The sequence below is a fragment of the Endobacterium cereale genome, assembly GCF_009617585.1.
GTDB classification, from domain to species: Bacteria; Pseudomonadota; Alphaproteobacteria; order Rhizobiales; family Rhizobiaceae; genus Neorhizobium; species Neorhizobium cereale.
This window is the reverse complement of sequence record NZ_WIXI01000051.1, coordinates 59,358-71,824: the sequence shown is the minus strand read 5'-3', so window position 1 is coordinate 71,824 and position 12,467 is coordinate 59,358. Positions and strand designations below refer to the sequence as shown.

Sequence of the window (12,467 nt, the reverse complement as noted above, 5' to 3'; positions counted from 1 at the left end):
GGCTGTCGGTCCAATCCCCCTTGAGAGCATCAGGTAACGTCGACACCGATAATGCTCTCGGCAATCGCCGCAGCTGCTTTAACATGTGCGCGGCAGGCCGCGGCCGCAGCCTCGGGTTCATTCTTCTCGATGCGTGCAAATATTTCACGGATCTGGCTGGGGCCGGATGTGGTGCGATTTGGTGTCGAGAGGGTCATGACGCGTAATCGCGAGATGCGGCTGTTAAGGCGAGTGACGATGTCCCACGCAATTGTATGTCCGCCAGCGTGGAATATCGTGCGATAGAAACTCGTCGTGGCATCGAGAATGCCCAGCGGCGAATTCTGCTGGGATGTGCGGTCCAGCTCGTTGAGCGACTGGCGCAGTTCCGCCTTCACTTTTTCATCGGCCACGCGTGCGCAATCAGCAACAGCGGTCGATTCAAGGGCTGCACGGATCTCGTAAATTTGCCGCGCGTCATCCCACTCCAGTCGGGCAACGATCGGTCCCTGCTTGGCCAGCATTTCGACCAGACCTTCGGCCTCCAGATGGCGAATAACTTCCCGGATCACTGATCGTGAAACGCCCAGCTGATCGCAAAGTGTACGCTCCACCAGCCTGGTTCCCGGCTCGAACACGCCGCTGATAATGGCGCGGCGCATGCGCTCTAGGGCCATTTCACGCAGGGTTGCGGGCGGAGTTTCGATGCGCAGAGCGGCAATTGGGTCGGCGTTTTTGATCATGTCTCCTTTTATCGTCAAAAAATGATTCCGGCAAGCGCTTGACATTCGGTCTTATGGTATACCATCATACAGGCAGATGAAATTGCAGGGAGGCATTCCATGGCACCGGTGATCCGCAAAACATTTCTGCAGATCGAGACGACGCTCGTTGAGGGCGGCAAGGAAGCGGCAACGCCGCTGAAGCTGATTGCGGCTCTGGCTGTGGTGAAGAATCCGTGGGCTGGCCGTGGCTATGTCGAAAACCTGAAGCCGGAAATTCACGAAGTCGCTCCGGTTCTCGGCGAACTGCTCACCAAGATGATTATCGACACTGTCGGTTCGGGCGAGGCGGTCGAAGCTTACGGCAAGTCGGCCGTCGTCGGTCTGGATGGCGAGATCGAGCATGGCTCCGCATTGATCCACACACTGCGTTTCGGCAATCACTACCGCACCGCCGTTGGCGCTAAATCCTATCTCGCCTTCTGCAATACGCGCGGTCCGGCCAATGCGCCGATCATGATCCCGCTGATGGACAAGAACGACGAAGGCCGTCGCTCGCATTACCTGACGATCCAGTGCGCCATTCCGGATGCGCCTGCCGCCGACGAAATCGTCGTCGCGCTCGGTGCCTCGATCGGTGGTCGCCCGCATCATCGCATCGGTGATCGCTACCAGGACCTCAAGGAGCTTGGCCACGATGTTGCAAACCCTGCATCGGTCTAAGACGCCTTCCGGCGCGGCCTATATCGACGAGGGGCAGGGCGGCGAGACACTCGTCCTCATCCACGGTGTCGGCATGCGCATCGAAGCCTGGGGGCCGCAGATCGAGCGGCTCTCGAAAGATCATCGCGTCATCGCGGTCGATCTTCCGGGCCACGGGTTTTCGGCGCCTCTGGATACCCCGCCGGAATTGCCCAATTTCGTCGCCTGGTTTTCAGAACTGGTTGATGAACTCGGATTGGAAGCAGTCAGTGTTGCCGGTCATTCGATGGGCGCCCTGATTGCCGCCGGATTTGCCGCGACGAAGCCGACAAAACTCCGTCGGGTCGCTCTTCTGAACGGCGTCTACAAACGGACGCCGACAGCGCGCGAGGCAGTGGAAGCGCGTGCTGACGAAATCTTTTCCGGCGCCTTCGATCGCGAAGCGCCGCTGGAAAGATGGTTTTCGGCGGACGAGAAGGATAGCGCAGCCTATCGTCTCGTGCATGACCTGCTGCAAAAGGTCGATCCCGGCGGATATGCCGCCGCCTATCGGGCCTTTGCCACCGGCGATGCGGTCTATTCGGACAGCTGGCCGCGGGTAAAAGCTCCGGCCTTGTTCCTGACGGGCGATGGCGACAAGAATTCGACGGCCGAAATGGCCGAAGACATGGCCAGAGCGACGCCTCAAGGAAGGGCGGTCGTCATCAAAGGCCACCGACATATGGTCAATGTCACGGCGCCGGAGGAGGTGAGTGAGGCACTGGCCGACTGGCTCACCTGGCAGCCGGCGACTTAAGGAGGAATGGGAGGAGTGACAATGAGTGATCCAAGAGCGCTACGCGATGCGTTCGGTGCATTCCTGACCGGTGTCACCGTGGTGACGACGTTCAATGAAGAGGGCGCCCCGATCGGCTTCACCGCCAACAGTTTTACCAGCGTTTCGCTGGATCCGCCGCTGCTTCTGGTATGCTTGGCGAAGACATCGCGCAATTACCAGACGCTGATGACCACGCCGGGCTTTGCGGTCAACATCCTTTCCGAAGACCAGAAGGATGTGTCGAACACCTTTGCCCGCCCGGTGGAGGATCGCTTTGCCGCAGTCGACTGGCAGAAGGGACCGTTCGGTTCGCCGGTCTTTTCCGACACCGCCGCGTGGTTCGACTGTTCGGCACATGAACGTGTCGATGCCGGTGACCATGTCATCCTGATCGGCAAGATCGAGGGTTTCGAAAATTCCGGCAAGACCGGTCTCGGTTACGCACGCGGTGGTTATTTCACGCCGGCGCTCACCGAAAAGAACCTGCTCGCCAATGTCGAGGGCAGTTTGTCTGTTGGTGCTGTTGCCGAGCGAGAAGGTCAGATTTTGCTGGTTCCGGATGGCGCAGGCGGCTGGACGCTGCCTTTGGTCGACAAGGCCGAAAGCGAAGGCATGGACGTGCTTGAGCCGCAGTTTGCCGCCGAAATCGGTCTCTCGATCCAGACAGGCCTGCTTTATTCCATCTACGAAGACACCAAGGCCGGCCGCCAGCATATCGTCTACCGCGCCGCGTTAGGCGAGGGCGCGCCTAAAATTGGCCAGATGTTCCCGCTGCAGCAACTGCCGATCGACAAGATCCAGGATTCGGCCTTGCGCGAGACGGTGAAGCGTTACGCCCAGGAAAGCACGCTCGGCAATTTCGGCATCTATTTCGGCAATCAGGAAAAGGGCCGCGTTCACGCCGTGGCTAAAAAAAGGTTGATCCCATGAAGTTCTCGCTTTTCGTTCATATGGAGCGGCTGAATGCCAGCCAGGACCATGAGGAACTGTATGAAGAGTTCATCAAGCTGTGCGAGATCGCCGACAAGGGTGGCATGCACGCCATCTGGACTGGCGAACATCACGGCATGGAATTCACCATTGCGCCGAACCCGTTCGTCAATCTCGCCGACCTTGCCGCCCGCTTCAAAAATGTGCGACTTGGCACCGGCACGGTGATCGCGCCCTTCTGGCATCCGATCAAGCTGGCTGGCGAAGCGGCGATGACCGACCTTATCAGCGGTGGTCGTCTCGATCTCGGTATTGCCCGCGGCGCCTACAGTTTCGAATACGAACGTCTTCTGCCCGGTCTCGACCCTTGGGGTGCCGGTCAGCGCATGCGCGAACTCATCCCGGCCATCAAGGGCGTATGGGAAGGTGATTATGCGCATGACGGCGAGTTCTACAAATTCCCGAAAACGACCTCGGCGCCAAAACCGGTGCAACAGCCGCACCCGCCGATCTGGGTGGCTGCGCGTGACCCGAATAGCCACGAATTTGCCGTGGCTAATGGCTGCAACGTTCAGTGCACGCCGCTTGCCAATGGTGAGGCCGAGATTGCCAGCCTGATGGAACGTTTCGATGCGGCCTGCGACAAGGCGCCGGAAGTGAAGCGTCCAAAAATCATGCTGCTGCAGCACACCTATGTCGGTTCGGATGACGCCGATATCGCCACGGCGGCCAAGGAAATCAGCACCTACTACAACTACTTCTTCGCTTGGTTCAAGAATGAGCGGCCGATCAGCCAGGGCCTGATCCAGACCCTGAGCGAAGAGGAGCTGGCGGTCAACCCGAACCTTGCACCGGAAAAGATGATCACCAACATGCCGATTGGCAATGCGGCAACCGTCATCGATCGCCTCAAGGTTTACGAACAGCAGGGTTGGGACGAATATTCCTTCTGGATCGATACCGGCATGAGTTTCGAGCGTAAGAAGGCGTCGCTCGAACGCTTTATCGCCGACGTCATGCCAGCATTCCGGTGAGGCTGAGATGCACGCTTTTCAACAATATATAGATGGCGTGTTCGAAGATGGGTCTGCCCGCTTCGACAGTATCGATCCGGCGACCGGAAACGTCTGGGCTTCCATGCCGGAAGCCCGTGAGACGGATGTCGATCGTGCCGTAAACGCCGCAGAACAGGCATTGTGGACAGGCGCTTGGCCGGCGTTGACCGCATCCGCTCGTGGAAAACTTCTCTACAGGCTGGCGGATCTTGTGCAGGCAAATGCGCAGCGCCTTGCCGGATTGGAAACCCGCGATACCGGCAAGATCATCCGCGAAACCTCGGCACAGATTGCCTATGTTGCCGATTATTATCGTTATTACGCCGGCCTTGCCGACAAGATCGAAGGGTCTACGCTATCGATCGACAAGGCTGAGATGGATGTCTGGACCCGTCGTGAGCCGGTCGGCGTCGTTGCCGCCATCGTGCCGTGGAACAGTCAGCTGTTTCTTTCTGCCGTCAAGATTGGCCCGGCACTGGCTGCCGGCTGCACACTGGTGGTCAAGGCATCTGAAGATGGCCCGGCGCCCATGCTGGAATTTGCTCGCCTCGTGCATGAAGCCGGTTTCCCGAAGGGCGTGCTGAACGTCATCACCGGTTTCGGCCCGTCCTGCGGCAGCGCGCTGACACGACATCCGGGTGTGGCTCATATCGCCTTTACCGGCGGTCCTGTCACGGCGGCACATGTGGTGCGCAATTCGGCGGAAAACCTTGCCAGCACTTCGCTGGAACTTGGCGGCAAATCGCCCTTTATCGTGTTCGCTGATGCCGATCTCGAAAGTGCGGCCAATGCGCAGGTCGCCGGCATCTTTGCCGCGACCGGCCAGAGTTGCGTTGCCGGCTCGCGCCTCATCGTCGAGCGCTCTGTCAAGGACCAGATTATCAGCCTTTTGAAAGCAAAGGCCGAAGCCATCCGCATCGGCACGCCGCTCGAAATGGCAACGGAAGTCGGCCCACTTTGCACCAAACGCCAGCGTGATCATGTCGAGCAGGTCGTTGCTGCCTCAGTTGCTGCCGGAGCCAAGGTTGTCACCGGTGGCCGTGCTGGCGAAGGCGACGGTTTCTTTTACTTGCCGACCATTCTGGATTGCGACGGCATCAACTCGCCATCGGTCGAAACCGAACTTTTTGGCCCGGTGCTTTCGGTCGTGTCCTTCACCAATGAAGACGAAGCGGTCGCATTGGCCAACGATACCCGATACGGTCTTGCCTCCGGCGTGTTCACCCAGAACCTGACGCGGGCGCATCGCATGGTGAAGCGCATCCGCGCCGGCATCGTCTGGATCAATACCTATCGCGCCGTATCGCCGATCGCACCGTTCGGCGGTTACGGTCAATCCGGTCATGGCCGCGAAGGTGGCCTTGCCGCCGCACTCGATTTCACCCGCACCAAGACGGTGTGGCTGAGAACGTCAGACGAGCCTTTCCCCGACCCCTTCGTGATGCGGTGAGCGCCATGTTCTACGAGATCAGAACCTATCGGCTGAAGAACGGTGCCATCCCCGAATACCTGAAGGTTGTCGGCGAGATCGGCATCACCATTCAGAAAAAACATCTCGGCAATCTCGTCGGTTATTTCTCCTCGGAGATCGGTCCGATCAACGAGATCGTTCATATCTGGGGTTTCGAAAGCCTCGATGACCGGCAGGCGCGGCGTGCGCGGCTGGGTGCCGATCCGGAATGGCAGGCCTTTCTACCAAAAATACGCGACCTGATCGTCACCGCAGACAACAAGATCATGTCGCCCGCTGCATTCTCGCCTCTGGGCGGCACGGTGCCGGTCTAGAGCACAAGCACACATTCGCAGATCACGGTTTTTCTCAGGGAGGAGAAAACATGAAAAAGCAGACGATTATCGCAGTTCTCGCAGCCACCGTCGCCTTCGCCGGACAGGCCAGCGCCGCCGACATGGTGTTCACCAGCTGGGGCGGCACCACGCAGGATGCACAAAAACAGCATTGGGCAGACACTTTCAGCACTGAGGGTGGCGTCAACGTCACTCAGGACGGCCCGACCGACTACGGCAAGCTGAAGGCCATGGTGGAATCCAAGAATGTTGCCTGGGATGTCGTAGATGTCGAAGGTGACTATGCGGTTCAGGCCGGTAATGCGGGCCTTCTCGAAAAGCTAGACTTTTCCGTCATCGACAAGACAAAACTCGATCCGCGCTTTGTGACCGACTACTCCGTCGGCAGCTTCTATTATTCCTTCGTCATCGGCTGCAACAAGGATGCCGTCGATGCCTGCCCGAAAAGCTGGGCCGATCTGTTCGACCTCGCCAAATTCCCCGGCAAGCGCACGTTCTACAAGTGGTCCGCTCCCGGTGTGATCGAAGCCGCACTGCTCGCCGACGGTGTTGCCGCCGACAAGCTGTATCCGCTCGATCTCGATCGCGCTTTCAAGAAACTCGACACCATCAAGTCGGAAATCGTCTGGTGGGATAGCGGTGCGCAGTCGCAGCAGCTTTTGGCCTCGGCTGAAGCGCCGTTCGGCTCCTTCTGGAACGGTCGCCTGACGGCACTTGCCCAGACCGGTGTCACTGTCGAGACATCCTGGACCAACAACATCACCGCTGCCGATGCGCTCGTCGTTCCGAAAGGCACGAAAAACAAGGAAGCGGCGATGAAGTTCATCGCCAATGCCACCAGCGACAAGGCGCAGGCCGAGTTCGCAACGATGACCGGTTACGCGCCGATCAATACGGGTTCGCCAAAACTGATGGATGAGGACCTGCGCAAGACGCTGCCTGATCAGAAGGCCGAAACCCAGGTCAATGCCGACATGAGCTACTGGGCCGCCCATCGCGACGAGATCGGGACCCGCTGGTATGCTTGGCAGGCCAAGTAATTTTCACCTGAAGACTTGGACGACACGGGCAGGTGGTGCCGGCCCGTGAATTCCGTGAAGGGAACCGGGAGGTTTGTAATGGTTCTGTCGGCAACGACTGACGGTGGAGAGAGAAAGATCAGGCGCAACGGCAGTTTCGGCTATGTCGTGCCGGCTCTTCTGCTCATCGCCTTTTTCTTCATCATCCCCGTGCTCATGCTGCTGATGCGCAGCGTGCTCGAACCCACGCCCGGTCTGCAGAACTATCGCGAGCTGCTCGGCTCGACGACCTATCTGCGGGTGTTCCTCAACACATTTACTGTTGCCGGTCTGGTGACCGTGGTTGCCGTGGTGATCGGTTTTCCGGTGGCATGGCTGCTCGCCATCATGCCCGACAAGTGGTCACGGCTGGTGATGGCGATCATCGTTCTGTCGATGTGGACCAACCTTCTCGCCCGCACTTATGCATGGATGGTGCTTTTGCAGCGTACCGGTGTCGTCAACAAGATGCTGATCAACCTCGGCATCATCGACAAGCCGCTGGCGCTTGTGAACAATCTCGTCGGCGTCACGATCGGCATGACCTATATCATGCTGCCTTTTGTGATCCTGCCGCTGATCGGTATCCTGAAGTCGATCGATCCGGCCATCCTGCGTGCGGCGGCTCTCTGTGGCGCAAACAAACGCCAGTGTTTTACCCGCGTGCTGCTGCCGCTGTCACTGCCGGGCATCGCCTCGGGTGCTCTGATGGTTTTCGTCATGTCGCTTGGTTATTACGTCACGCCGGCCCTTCTCGGCGGCACCTCCAACATGATGCTGGCTGAACTCGTGGCGCAATTCGTGCAGTCATTGGTCAACTGGGGCATGGGCGGCGCGGCCGCCCTCGTTCTCCTGCTGGTGACCATGGTGCTCTACGCCATCCAGCTCAAATTCCTGAACCCCAATCGGGCGAGGTAACAATCATGCTGCTCGATTTCGACAAACTTGGCGGTTTGAAACCGTTCCTGATCGGCCTCACGGCTCTGGTCTGTCTATTCCTGATCCTGCCGATCGTTTTCATCGCCGCACTCTCCTTCGGCTCGTCGCAATGGCTGATCTTTCCGCCGCCTTCCTGGACGTTCAAATGGTATCAGATGCTGTTTGCCGATCCGCGCTGGCTCTGGTCGGCGCTGACCAGCCTGAAGATCGCCGCGATCGTCACGGTTCTCTCCGTCATCCTCGGTTTTCTCGCAGCCCTTGGCCTCAATCGCGGCAGTTTTGTTGGCCGCGAAGCCCTGCGCGCCCTGTTCCTCACCCCCATGATCCTCCCGGTCGTGGTGCTCGCCGTCGCCCTTTACGCGCTGTTTCTGCAGCTCGGACTGGCGGGCACCACAGTAGGATTCATCATCGCGCATCTGCTGATCGCACTGCCATTCTCGATCATCTCGATCGGCAATGCGCTGGAAGGTTTCGACAAATCTATCGAGGATGCCGCCATCCTGTGCGGCGCAAGCCCTTGGGAAGCCCGCATCCGGGTGACGGTACCCGCCGTCAGTCACGGCATATTCGCCGCCGCAATCTTTTCCTTCCTCGCATCGTGGGATGAAGTCGTTCTCGCCATCTTCATGGCCAGTCCGACGCTCCAGACGCTGCCGGTGAAAATCTGGGCGACGCTGCGACAGGACCTGACGCCGGTCATCGCCGCCGCCTCCACTATTCTTATTGCCTTCACCATCCTGCTGATGGTTCTGGCCGCACTCTTCCGCAAGGGACGCAAAGCATGACCCAGCCATTCCTCTCCATCCGTGGCATCCGCAAGACATATGGTCAGGTCACCGCCGTCAAGAACGTCAGCCTGGATGTTGCTCAGGGTGAGTTCATGACCTTTCTCGGGCCATCGGGCTCGGGCAAGTCGACGACACTCTACATTCTGGCAGGTTTTCAGGACCCGACCGATGGCGATATTCTGCTCAACGGCCAGAGCCTGCTGTCGACACCATCGCACAAGCGCAATATCGGCATGGTGTTTCAGCGCTACACGTTGTTCCCGCATCTGACGGTTGGTGAAAACGTCGCCTTCCCGCTGCGCATCCGCCGCGTGGGTCAGGCCGAAATAGCAGAGCGCGTGAAAAAAGCGCTGAAGCTTGTTCGTCTTGAAGGTTTTGAAGACCGCAAACCGGCCTTGATGTCCGGCGGGCAACAGCAGCGCGTCGCCCTTGCTCGCGCGCTGGTCTACAATCCGCCCGTCCTGCTGATGGACGAGCCGCTGTCTGCGCTCGACAAGAAGCTGCGCGAGGAAATCCAGTTCGAAATCCGCCGCATCCATCAGGAAACCGGCGTGACTATTCTCTACGTCACCCACGATCAGGAAGAGGCATTGCGCCTTTCCGATCGGATCGCGGTGTTCAGCCAGGGCGAGATCGACCAGATCGGCACCGGTCAGGAGCTTTACGCCAATCCGGCCACGCATTTCGTAGCGGGCTTTATCGGCGACAGTAATTTTATCAATGCCGAAGTGCTGTCGAGCGCCGATGGCAAGGCAAAACTGGCTCTGCCGGGCGGTACGATCATCGATGGCGTGCCGATGCATGCCGGTAAGACGGGTGGGAAATCGGCCTCACTGCTGCTTCGGCCGGAGCGCTTGTCGCTGTCGAGCACACAGGTCGCCAGCGGGCTTGTCGTGACGATCAACGATATTACTTTCCTCGGCAACAATATCGAGGTGAGCACCCAGACCGGGAATGGCGAAAGCCTGTCCGTTCGCCTGCCGTTCGGTCATGAGGCGATTTCCAGCATCAGCCGTGGCGACAAGGCATGGTTGAGTTTCGAGCCGAAATCGACTCACGCTTTCGCCTGATCCCGGTGCCGAGGTCCGATCATGTCGGGTCTCGGCAACCATTGCCGCAATCAGCCCATCCAAGGAGGCCAGTGTCATGGCCCTGTCCGACACACTTCTCGCGAAACTGAAAGATCCGTCACTTGCCACCGACAAGGCATTGATTGCCGCTGAATGGCGCTCGGAAGGTGAGGGTGGTGCGACATTCGAGGTCACCAATCCCTCGACCGGCGACGTGATCGCGACGCTTCCGGATATGGGCCGCAAGGATGCCGCGCGCGCCATCGATGCGGCCCACAAGGCGCAAAAACTCTGGGCAAAAAAGACCGGCAAGGAACGCGCCGCCGTTCTGCGCAAGCTCTATGATCTGATGGTCGCCAATGCCGATGATCTGGCCACGATCCTCACCACGGAAATGGGCAAGCCGCTTGCCGAGGCGAAAGGCGAAATCCTTTACGGCGCGTCCTATGTCGAATGGTTTGGCGAAGAGGCCAAGCGCGTTTACGGTGATAGCATTCCCGGCCACCAGCAGGACAAGCGCATTATCGTGTTAAAACAGCCGATCGGTGTGGTGGCCTCGATCACACCGTGGAATTTTCCCAATGCGATGCTGGCCCGAAAATTCGCACCCGCCGTTGCTGCCGGCTGCACGATGGTCTCGAAACCCGCCGCCGAGACGCCGCTGTCTGCTTTGGCTCTGGCGGTTCTGGCTGAACGTGCCGGGCTGCCGGCCGGTGTGTTCAACGTCGTGACATCAAAGAGATCCGCCGATATCGGGCAGGAATTTACGCAGAACGACAAGGTCCGCAAGCTGACCTTTACCGGATCGACCGGCGTCGGAAAGATCCTGATGCGGCAGGGCGCCGAGCAGATCATGAAGCTCGGTCTTGAGCTTGGCGGCAATGCGCCCTTCATCGTGTTCGATGATGCTGATCTCGATGCCGCGGTCGAAGGCGCGATGATCTCGAAATATCGCAACAATGGCCAGACCTGCGTCTGTGCCAATCGGCTTTATGTGCAGGCCAGCGTCTATGATGCCTTTGCCGAAAAGCTGGCCGCAAAAGTGTCGGCCATGAAGGTCGGAGACGGGTTTGAGGAAGGCGTCGTTGCCGGACCGCTGATTACCGAAAAGGCGATAGAAAAAGTCGAGGAACACATCGCCGATGCGATCGAAAAAGGCGGAGCTGTCGCTGTCGGTGGCAAGCGCGATGCGCGCGGCGGCCTGTTTTTCCAGCCGACCATTTTGACTGGCGTGACCGCGAAGATGAAGGTGGCGAAGGAGGAAACCTTTGGGCCGGTGGCGCCGCTTTTCCGTTTCGAGACGGAAGACGAGGTGATCGAACTGGCCAACGATACCGAGTTCGGTCTCGCCTCCTATTTCTACGCCAAGGATCTTTCTCGAGTGTTCCGGGTGGCCGAGGCGCTGGAGTACGGCATGGTCGGCATTAATACCGGTCTCATATCGACCGAGGTCGCGCCTTTCGGCGGTATCAAACAGTCCGGTCAGGGCCGAGAAGGCTCAAAGTACGGCATCGAGGATTATGTCGAGGTGAAATATCTCTGCCTTCAGGTGGATTAAGGTTCCACGCTTCACGTTTCGGTTTCGCTGAGCGTCGCCGGTTGAAAAAAAAGTAGTTGCCTTTCAATGGATGCTTCGAGAAAACTTCTGGCCGAAACAGGCTGGAAGATTTCCGTGTTGCGGCTCGCCCGTTTTGTCGTTTTGCCAGAATTTGCGTTTGCAAAATTGTCTGCTAATTGGGCTGTTCCATAACGGAGCTCACGGTGGGCCGATACCGAATTTCATATTTTCAGGTGGTTAGGCACATTATGGTGCGGGTCGACGGTTCCATTCCGCTCAAGAGCTTAACGCAAGTCTATCACATTCCAATGTATATCCCATTGACATATCCTTGGCTGCGTATTAATTTTTACATATCCCATCTGTAGATGCCAGAGGAGTATGTCATGGAGCAAGGTGCGGTATTCCAGAGTAATCGTAGCCAGGCTATCCGGCTACCAAAGGCAGTCGCTCTTCCGGATGATGTGAAGCGTGTCGATATCGTCGCGGTTGGGCGTACTCGAATTATTGCCCCCGTCGGCGAGGTCTGGGATAGCTGGTTTGATGGCACCGCTGCGACCACCGACTTTATGAGTGAGCGTGATCAGCCTGCGCTGCAGGAGCGCGAGGCATTCTGATGTTGAAATACATGCTGGACACCAACATCTGCATATTCACCATCAAGAACAAACCGGAGCACGTGCGAGAAGCGTTCAATCGCCACCACGGTCAGCTTTGTATGAGTTCAGTCAGCCTGATGGAGCTGATATATGGAGCAGAGAAATCGGCTAGCCCAGAACGCAACTTGGCCGTCGTTGAGGGGTTCGCCGCACGTCTAGAAGTGCTAGCTTATGACGAGATAGCAGCGACCCATACTGGCCAGTTGCGTGCTGAACTCGCACGAAACGGAACGCCCATTGGTCCATATGATCAATTGATCGCAGGACACGCTCGCTCGCGCGGATTGATCGTCGTCACAAACAACCGCCGCGAGTTTGATCGCGTGGCAGGCTTACGCGTCGAAGACTGGGCTGTCTAACTCACTGAGATGTTCTCGACCGGTT

The 12,467-nt window shown here is 58.3% G+C and carries 14 protein-coding genes; 13 read left to right on the top strand and 1 reads right to left on the bottom strand.

The features are described 5' to 3' along the window. Positions 1 to 29: 29 nt before the first annotated feature. Positions 30 to 722, bottom strand: a complete 693-nt coding sequence (locus GAO09_RS26585) for a GntR family transcriptional regulator (protein ID WP_153359538.1) — start codon at positions 720 to 722, stop codon at positions 30 to 32. Positions 723 to 821: 99 nt separating this feature from the next. Here GAO09_RS26585 and GAO09_RS26580 point away from each other — a divergent pair, with 99 nt between their 5' ends. From GAO09_RS26580 to vapC, 13 genes are all read left to right on the top strand, one after another. Then, complete coding sequence (locus GAO09_RS26580) at positions 822 to 1,424, top strand: amino acid synthesis family protein (RefSeq protein WP_153359536.1); 603 nt, start codon at positions 822 to 824, stop codon at positions 1,422 to 1,424. After that, positions 1,399 to 2,199, top strand: coding sequence for an alpha/beta fold hydrolase (locus tag GAO09_RS26575; protein WP_153359534.1), 801 nt, complete (start codon positions 1,399 to 1,401; stop codon positions 2,197 to 2,199). Before GAO09_RS26580 ends, GAO09_RS26575 begins: the two co-directional genes overlap by 26 nt. 21 nt (positions 2,200 to 2,220) lie before the next feature. Next, positions 2,221 to 3,150 carry a flavin reductase gene (locus GAO09_RS26570; protein WP_153359532.1) on the top strand — a complete coding sequence of 310 codons (930 nt, stop codon included), beginning with the start codon at positions 2,221 to 2,223 and terminating at the stop codon, positions 3,148 to 3,150. Then, positions 3,147 to 4,184 carry an LLM class flavin-dependent oxidoreductase gene (locus GAO09_RS26565; protein ID WP_153359530.1) on the top strand — a complete coding sequence of 346 codons (1,038 nt, stop codon included), beginning with the start codon at positions 3,147 to 3,149 and terminating at the stop codon, positions 4,182 to 4,184. Before GAO09_RS26570 ends, GAO09_RS26565 begins: the two co-directional genes overlap by 4 nt. 7 nt (positions 4,185 to 4,191) lie before the next feature. Continuing rightward, positions 4,192 to 5,655 (top strand): aldehyde dehydrogenase, encoded by a 1,464-nt coding sequence (locus GAO09_RS26560; protein ID WP_153359528.1) that lies wholly within the window; start codon positions 4,192 to 4,194, stop codon positions 5,653 to 5,655. Between the two features lie 5 nt (positions 5,656 to 5,660). Beyond that, entirely contained in the window at positions 5,661 to 5,990 is a 330-nt protein-coding gene (locus tag GAO09_RS26555) for an NIPSNAP family protein (protein ID WP_153359526.1), read from the top strand. Between the two features lie 50 nt (positions 5,991 to 6,040). After that, positions 6,041 to 7,051 (top strand): ABC transporter substrate-binding protein, encoded by a 1,011-nt coding sequence (locus GAO09_RS26550; RefSeq protein ID WP_153359524.1) that lies wholly within the window; start codon positions 6,041 to 6,043, stop codon positions 7,049 to 7,051. Positions 7,052 to 7,129: 78 nt separating this feature from the next. Further along, positions 7,130 to 7,987 (top strand): ABC transporter permease, encoded by an 858-nt coding sequence (locus tag GAO09_RS26545; protein ID WP_153359522.1) that lies wholly within the window; start codon positions 7,130 to 7,132, stop codon positions 7,985 to 7,987. A gap of 5 nt (positions 7,988 to 7,992) precedes the next feature. Continuing rightward, complete coding sequence (locus tag GAO09_RS26540) at positions 7,993 to 8,793, top strand: ABC transporter permease (RefSeq protein ID WP_153359520.1); 801 nt, start codon at positions 7,993 to 7,995, stop codon at positions 8,791 to 8,793. Then, a complete protein-coding gene (locus GAO09_RS26535; protein ID WP_153359518.1) occupies positions 8,790 to 9,866 on the top strand; it encodes an ABC transporter ATP-binding protein in 1,077 nt (358 codons plus the stop codon). Before GAO09_RS26540 ends, GAO09_RS26535 begins: the two co-directional genes overlap by 4 nt. A 76-nt stretch (positions 9,867 to 9,942) precedes the next feature. Continuing rightward, positions 9,943 to 11,424: an NAD-dependent succinate-semialdehyde dehydrogenase gene (locus tag GAO09_RS26530; protein WP_153359516.1), complete on the top strand. Its 1,482-nt coding sequence runs from the start codon at positions 9,943 to 9,945 to the stop codon at positions 11,422 to 11,424. Positions 11,425 to 11,810: 386 nt separating this feature from the next. Beyond that, a complete protein-coding gene (vapB, locus tag GAO09_RS26525; RefSeq protein WP_153359514.1) occupies positions 11,811 to 12,041 on the top strand; it encodes a type II toxin-antitoxin system VapB family antitoxin in 231 nt (76 codons plus the stop codon). After that, positions 12,041 to 12,442: a type II toxin-antitoxin system tRNA(fMet)-specific endonuclease VapC gene (gene vapC / locus GAO09_RS26520; protein ID WP_153359512.1), complete on the top strand. Its 402-nt coding sequence runs from the start codon at positions 12,041 to 12,043 to the stop codon at positions 12,440 to 12,442. The genes vapB and vapC overlap by 1 nt, the downstream gene beginning before the upstream one ends. Positions 12,443 to 12,467 lie beyond the last annotated feature (25 nt).

Bases quoted from the DNA above. Each gene is read 5' to 3' on its own strand.
- GAO09_RS26565 (WP_153359530.1), top strand. From the start codon at position 3,147: ATGAAGTTCTCGCTTTTCGTTCATATGGAGCGGCTGAATGCCAGCCAG.
- GAO09_RS26530 (WP_153359516.1), top strand. From the start codon at position 9,943: ATGGCCCTGTCCGACACACTTCTCGCGAAACTGAAAGATCCGTCACTT.
- GAO09_RS26570 (WP_153359532.1), top strand. From the start codon at position 2,221: ATGAGTGATCCAAGAGCGCTACGCGATGCGTTCGGTGCATTCCTGACC.
- GAO09_RS26580 (WP_153359536.1), top strand. From the start codon at position 822: ATGGCACCGGTGATCCGCAAAACATTTCTGCAGATCGAGACGACGCTC.
- GAO09_RS26540 (WP_153359520.1), top strand. From the start codon at position 7,993: ATGCTGCTCGATTTCGACAAACTTGGCGGTTTGAAACCGTTCCTGATC.
- vapB (WP_153359514.1), top strand. From the start codon at position 11,811: ATGGAGCAAGGTGCGGTATTCCAGAGTAATCGTAGCCAGGCTATCCGG.
- GAO09_RS26535 (WP_153359518.1), top strand. From the start codon at position 8,790: ATGACCCAGCCATTCCTCTCCATCCGTGGCATCCGCAAGACATATGGT.
- GAO09_RS26575 (WP_153359534.1), top strand. From the start codon at position 1,399: ATGTTGCAAACCCTGCATCGGTCTAAGACGCCTTCCGGCGCGGCCTAT.
- GAO09_RS26560 (WP_153359528.1), top strand. From the start codon at position 4,192: ATGCACGCTTTTCAACAATATATAGATGGCGTGTTCGAAGATGGGTCT.
- GAO09_RS26585 (WP_153359538.1), bottom strand. From the start codon at position 722: ATGATCAAAAACGCCGACCCAATTGCCGCTCTGCGCATCGAAACTCCG.
- GAO09_RS26555 (WP_153359526.1), top strand. From the start codon at position 5,661: ATGTTCTACGAGATCAGAACCTATCGGCTGAAGAACGGTGCCATCCCC.
- vapC (WP_153359512.1), top strand. From the start codon at position 12,041: ATGTTGAAATACATGCTGGACACCAACATCTGCATATTCACCATCAAG.
- GAO09_RS26550 (WP_153359524.1), top strand. From the start codon at position 6,041: ATGAAAAAGCAGACGATTATCGCAGTTCTCGCAGCCACCGTCGCCTTC.
- GAO09_RS26545 (WP_153359522.1), top strand. From the start codon at position 7,130: ATGGTTCTGTCGGCAACGACTGACGGTGGAGAGAGAAAGATCAGGCGC.